The organism is Kitasatospora sp. NPDC058965 (assembly GCF_042741245.1).
In the GTDB taxonomy this organism is placed as follows: Bacteria; Actinomycetota; Actinomycetes; order Streptomycetales; family Streptomycetaceae; genus Kitasatospora.
The window spans coordinates 1-5,403 of sequence record NZ_JBHYKG010000444.1; the positions used below are offsets into that span (position 1 = coordinate 1).

Below are 5,403 nucleotides of genomic sequence, written 5' to 3' on the forward strand. Positions count from 1 at the left end.
AGCCGAGGGTCTGCCAGAAGTACCAGAAGCGGTTCAGCACCAGCAGCACGATCACCCCGTACCAGAGCACCGGCACCGCCCAGTGGTACCGGTCCAGCTCCCGCACCAGCGGTCGCAGCCGCGCGGGCACCGGGATCACCCCGCTGCGCAGGTTGGCCAGCGTGGTGTACCAGAAGAGCAGGATGGTGACCGTCCAGACCACCATGCAGTACGGGCAGAGCGCGCCGATCTCGTACAGCGACTGCCCGATCAGCCAGTGCACCAGCACCACCCCGACCAGCGTGCCCGCCTGCAACCCGAGCCAGTACCAGCGCCGCCAGGTGGCCCCCGCCGCCAGCGCGGCCCCGGTGGCCAGCACCACCGCGAAGCCGACCAGGCCCAGCAGCGAGTTGGGGAAGCCGAGCAGCGAGGCCTGGTCGGTGCGCATCACCGAACCGCAGCTGATGATCGGGTTGATGTTGCAGCTCGGCACGTAGTCCGGGTTGGCCAGCAGCCGCAGCTTGTCCACGGTCAGCAGCGCCGAGGCGGCCAGCCCCAGCACGCCCGCGACGCCGAGCACCCACCGGTACCCGACCGGGGCACCGAACCGCTCGCCGGCCGGGTGCGCCACCGCGGCCGGGCTCACGGCCGTCACGCGGCACCGACCTGTTGCTTGAAGCTGTCCGCGCTCACCGGGCCGTTGGCGTCGAACAGGTTGAGCGCCTTGCCGTCCAGCTTCATGGTCGGGGTGCCCGTCACCCCGCTGCTGGTGAACGCCGCCGCCACCTTCTGCGCCCACGGCAGGTAGGTGCCGTCCTTGACGGCGCTGGTGAACGCGTCGGTCTTCAGCCCCGGCACCTGGCCGGCCAGGTCGAGGATCCGGTTGACGTCGCCGAAGCCGTCGGTGCGCTCGTCGGGCTGGTTGGCGTAGAGCACGTCGTGGAACTTCTTGAACTCGTCCACGCCCTGGTTCAGCGCCGCACCGGCCGCCGCCAGCGCGGTGATCGAGCCCTTGCCGCCCAGGTTGTCGTCCAGGAAGGCGGCCAGGTGGTACTCGATCCTGTACGTCCCGTTGTCGGCCAGCTGCTGCACCGTCCCGCCGTTGGCGGTCTCGAACTTCTTGCAGACCGGGCAGCGGAAGTCCTCGTAGACCGCCAGGGTGTGCGGCGCGTCCGGCTTGCCGTAGACCACCACGGTCCCGTCGCCGCCGGTGTGCGCGGGGGTGACCAGGGGCGCGGCGCTGCTGGGCGCGGCGTCGGCGGAGACGGTGGTCCGGCCGCCGCTCTTCGCGGTGCCGATCGCCAGCGTCACGCCGCCGGCCAGCGCCAGCACGGCCGCGATCGACACGCCGATCACGGCGCGGCGGCGCACCGCCTGGGCCCGCTGCTCGGCGAGCCGGGCCTGCTGCAGCTTCTCGCGGCGGGCGGTCTGCTGCTCGTCGTGGGTGGCGCGGGGGTGGTTGCTGCTCATCAGGGAAGTCCGATTCCGCGGCCGTCGGGGCCGCTCACGTCGCTGTGGGGTGGGCGTCGGCGGCGCGCGCCCGCGCCCGCCGCCACGACAGCGCGTGGCGGGGCGTCAGCAGGCGAGCGCGAAGGACGCCGGCGGACCCCGGCGACGGTCGCGGGCGAGCGGCAGGTCCTCGGTGGGCGCGTGCTCCGGCCGCGGCTGCGGCAGCGGCACGCCCGGCGCCGGCCGGACCGGCAGCGGGGCCAGCAGCAGGGCGCGCAGCGCACCCGGGACCAACCGGCCCAGCGCGTGCAGCAGTTCGGGCAGCCGGACGAGCGCCAGGTCGGCCAGCCGCAGGCAGAGCGCGCCGAGCAGGCTGACCGCCAGGTGGACCCCGAGCAGCGTCAGTTCGAGCAGCCAGGGCGCGGCCGTCAGACCGCCCGCGCCACCGCCCACCGAGCCGCCGCCGCAGACCACCAGGTCGAGGCCGTGCGCCCGGCTCGGATCGGGCCGGGCACAGGTCGCCTGGCCCAGGTTGAAGGTGGTGTTCAGCAGCAGCTCGACCGGCAGCAGCGCCGCCGCGATCTGCGCGAACCCGCGCTCGGTCCCGGCCAGCAGCGCCGCCACCGCGAAGACGGCCAGCGCGGCTCCCGCGAGCACCGTGCCGGGCAGCGGCTGCCCGGTGACGGCGACCTGTCCCGCCGCCGCCAACGGGACCGCGAGCGCGGCGAAGAGCGCCGCGCGCAGGGTCCGGGTGGTCGGGCAGGAGGTCATGAGCGGGAGTATGGCACGCGGGGGCCGACCGGCACGAGACGGCGGATTACGCGCTCCTTACACGGGCCCCCGGGCACCGGGTCGCACGGGTTCGCGGGGACGAGGTCCCCACGTACGGAAGTACGGCTCCTGACCGCGGAAGGTCAAGCGGAACGAAAGCCGGGCGTGGGACCATGCTCGGGTGACGAGGGGGATATCGCAGACCAGGCCCGGCCGTTGGCTCCGGCCCCGCACGGTGATCACCGTGGTGGGCGGCGCGGCCTTCGCCGCCCTGCTGTACGCGCAGGGCACCGACTCCCAGGTGGATCCGGTCCGCCTGGTGCTCGGCGCCGACCCGACCTGGCTGGCGCTGGCCCTGCTCGCCTACGTCGCCAGCTACCCGGCCGCCACCATGGGCTTCCTCGGCTTCGTGCCGGAGCGGATCGGGCTGGTCCGGGCCGGCCTGGCCCAGGTGGCCGGCTCCTTCGTCAAGCTGGTCGCGCCCGGCGGCTTCGGCAGCGTGGCGCTCAACACCCGGCTGCTGCTCAAGGCCCGGATAGCGCCCGGCCCGGCCGCCTCCAGCGTGGGCGCCAGCCAGGTGATCGGGTTCAGCCTGCACCTGCTCCAGCTGAGCTTCTTCCTCTGGCTCACCGGTTTCCGGCCCGGCCGCTCGGACTCCTCCGCCGACCAGGGCACCCGGGTGCTGGACGAGGTGATGATCGGGTGCGGGATCGCGGCCGGCCTGCTGCTGCTGGCGGCGCTGGCGGTGCCCCGGCTGCGGCACTGGGCGCTGGAGCGGCTGCGGCCGCTGACCGAGGGCTCGCTGGTGCGGCTGCGCGAACTGCTGCGGCACCCGCGCCACCTGGCGGTCGGCGTGATCGGTCAGGTGCTCATCTCGATGACCCTGGTCACCACCCTCTACTGCTGCGTGCGGGCCACCGGCCAGCAGCCCGCGTTCGCCGCCGTCGCGGTGGCCCTGCTGCTGGGCAACACCATCGGCAACGTGATCCCGACCCCGGCGGGCGTCGGCGGCGTGGAGGCGGCCACGGCGGCGCTGCTGGTCAGCACCGCCCAGCTGGGGTCCACCCCGGCGTTCGCGGCGGTCGTGCTGTACCGGCTGATCAGCCTGGTGCTGCCGGTGCTGCCGGGGTGGGCGGCGTTCACCTACCTGCAGCGGCAGAAGGCGCTCTGACCCCCGCCCCGTCCTGTCCCCTGCTCCCGACCGCCCGTGCGAGGATGGCTGACGGACCGTCACCGCCGGGAGGGACCCGCCCATGACCAGCGAGACCGCATACGACGTCATCGTGCTCGGCGCAGGCCCCACCGGGGAGAACCTCGCGGACCGCACCCGGGCCGCCGGCCTCAGCACGGTGCTGGTGGAGGCCGAACTGGTCGGCGGCGAGTGCTCCTACTGGGCCTGCATGCCCAGCAAGGCGCTGCTCCGCCCGGCCGCCGCGCTGGCCGCCGCCCGCGCCGTGGCCGGCTCCCGGGAGGCCGTCACCGGCACCCTCGACGCGCAGGCCGTGCTGGACCGCCGCGACTCCTTCGCCTCGCACTGGAAGGACACCGGCCAGGTCGGCTGGCTGGACGGGATCGGCGCCGACCTGGTCCGCGGCCACGGCCGGCTGGCCGGCCCGCGCCGGGTCGCGGTCCGCACCCCCGACGGCGGTGAGCTGGTGCTCACCGCCCGGCACGCCGTCGCCGTCTGCACCGGCTCCCGGGCCGCCCTGCCGGACGTGCCGGGCCTGGCCGAGGCCGAGCCGTGGACCAGCCGCGACGCCACCAGCTCGCTCACCGTGCCGGGCAGCCTGCTGGTCGTCGGCGGCGGCGTGGTGGCCGTGGAGATGGCCGCCGCCTGGCAGGCGCTCGGCTCCCGGGTGACCCTGCTGGTCCGCGGCCGGGGCCTGCTCCCGCGCACCGAGCCGTTCGCCGGCGAGCTGGTCGCGGACGGCCTGCGCGCCGCCGGGGTCGCGGTGCGGTTCGGCGCCGAGGTGGCCCGGGTCCAGCGCGACGAGATCGGCCAGGTGACCGTCGAGCTGACCGACGGCTCCGCGCTCACCGCCGACGAAGTGCTGTACGCCACCGGCCGCGCCCCGCGCACCGACGACCTCGGCCTGGCCACGGTCGGCCTCACCGACGGCGACTGGCTGGCGGTGGACGACACCTGCGCGGTCCGCGGGGTCGAGGGCGGCTGGCTGTTCGCCGCCGGCGACGTCAACCACCGCGCGCTCCTCACCCACCAGGGCAAGTACCAGGGCCGGATCGCCGGCGCCGCGATCGGCGCGCTGGCGCAGGGCCGGCCGCTGGACACGGCGGCCTGGGGCGCGCACGTGGCCACCGCCGACCAAGCGGCCGTGCCGCAGGTGGTCTTCACCGAGCCGGAGGTCGCGGCGGTGGGCCTGACCGCCGAGCAGGCCGAGCGGGCCGGGCACCGGGTCCGGGTGGTCGACTACGACCTCGGACGCGTGGCCGGCGCCTCGCTGCAGGCGGACGGGTACACCGGGCGGGCCCGGATGGTGGTGGACGAGGACCGCCGGGTGGTGCTCGGGGTCACCTTCGTCGGCCCCGGCGCGGGCGAGCAGCTGCACGCGGCCACGGTCGCGGTCACCGCCGAGGTCCCGCTGGAGCGCCTCTGGCACGCCGTCCCGGCGTACCCGACGGTCAGCGAGGTCTGGCTGCGGCTGCTGGAGACCTACCGGGACAGCTCCGCGGCGGCTCCGGAATAGTTCACCCGCGCCCCCGGTTGAGCCAGCCATGACTACCGTGGAACTCACCAAGGACAACTTCGACGAGGTCGTCAACCAGGACTCCTTCGTCCTGATCGACTTCTGGGCGTCCTGGTGCGGGCCCTGCCGCCAGTTCGCCCCGGTCTACGACAAGGCCGCCGAGGCCCACCCTGACCTGGTGTTCGGCAAGGTGGACACCGAGGCGCAGCAGGAGCTCGCGGCCGCCTTCGGCATCACCTCGATCCCGACCCTGGCGATCATCCGGGAGAACGTGCTGATCTTCGCCCAGCCCGGTGCGCTGCCCGCCCCCGCCCTGGAGGACATCATCCAGCAGGCCAAGGGGCTGGACATGGACCAGGTGCGCGCCAAGATCGCCGCCGAGAAGAACTGAGTTCGCCGAGTTCCACCCCAACCCCCGTGCCCGGCGCGGGAAGTCGACCCCATGGACATCCCGCCCCGGTTACAAGTCCGACCCCCCGCGCCGCACCCGGAGCGTCCA

Annotated in this window: 6 protein-coding genes; 3 read left to right on the top strand and 3 right to left on the bottom strand. The window is 74.7% G+C overall.

Going from position 1 to position 5,403, the window contains the following annotated elements:
• The 3 genes from ACFW1A_RS38035 to ACFW1A_RS38045 form a co-directional block, all read right to left on the bottom strand.
• Nucleotides 1-634 (bottom strand): vitamin K epoxide reductase family protein (locus ACFW1A_RS38035; RefSeq protein WP_380417807.1); only part of this gene is annotated, 634 nt, incomplete at its 3' end.
• Complete coding sequence (locus tag ACFW1A_RS38040; RefSeq protein WP_380417809.1) at nt 631-1,449, bottom strand: DsbA family protein; 819 nt, start codon at nt 1,447-1,449, stop codon at nt 631-633. The genes ACFW1A_RS38040 and ACFW1A_RS38035, both read right to left, overlap by 4 nt.
• 105 nt (nt 1,450-1,554) lie before the next feature.
• Nucleotides 1,555-2,199: a hypothetical protein gene (locus tag ACFW1A_RS38045; protein WP_380417811.1), complete on the bottom strand. Its 645-nt coding sequence runs from the start codon at nt 2,197-2,199 to the stop codon at nt 1,555-1,557.
• A gap of 181 nt (nt 2,200-2,380) precedes the next feature.
• Between ACFW1A_RS38045 and ACFW1A_RS38050 the strand changes: the two genes are divergently transcribed.
• The 3 genes from ACFW1A_RS38050 (at nt 2,381) to trxA (ending at nt 5,295) form a co-directional block, all read left to right on the top strand.
• Complete coding sequence (locus ACFW1A_RS38050) at nt 2,381-3,370, top strand: YbhN family protein (RefSeq protein ID WP_380417813.1); 990 nt, start codon at nt 2,381-2,383, stop codon at nt 3,368-3,370.
• A gap of 82 nt (nt 3,371-3,452) precedes the next feature.
• Nucleotides 3,453-4,904, top strand: a complete 1,452-nt coding sequence (locus ACFW1A_RS38055; protein ID WP_380417815.1) for a dihydrolipoyl dehydrogenase family protein — start codon at nt 3,453-3,455, stop codon at nt 4,902-4,904.
• Between the two features lie 28 nt (nt 4,905-4,932).
• Nucleotides 4,933-5,295 (top strand): thioredoxin, encoded by a 363-nt coding sequence (gene trxA, locus ACFW1A_RS38060; RefSeq protein ID WP_380417817.1) that lies wholly within the window; start codon nt 4,933-4,935, stop codon nt 5,293-5,295.
• Nucleotides 5,296-5,403 lie beyond the last annotated feature (108 nt).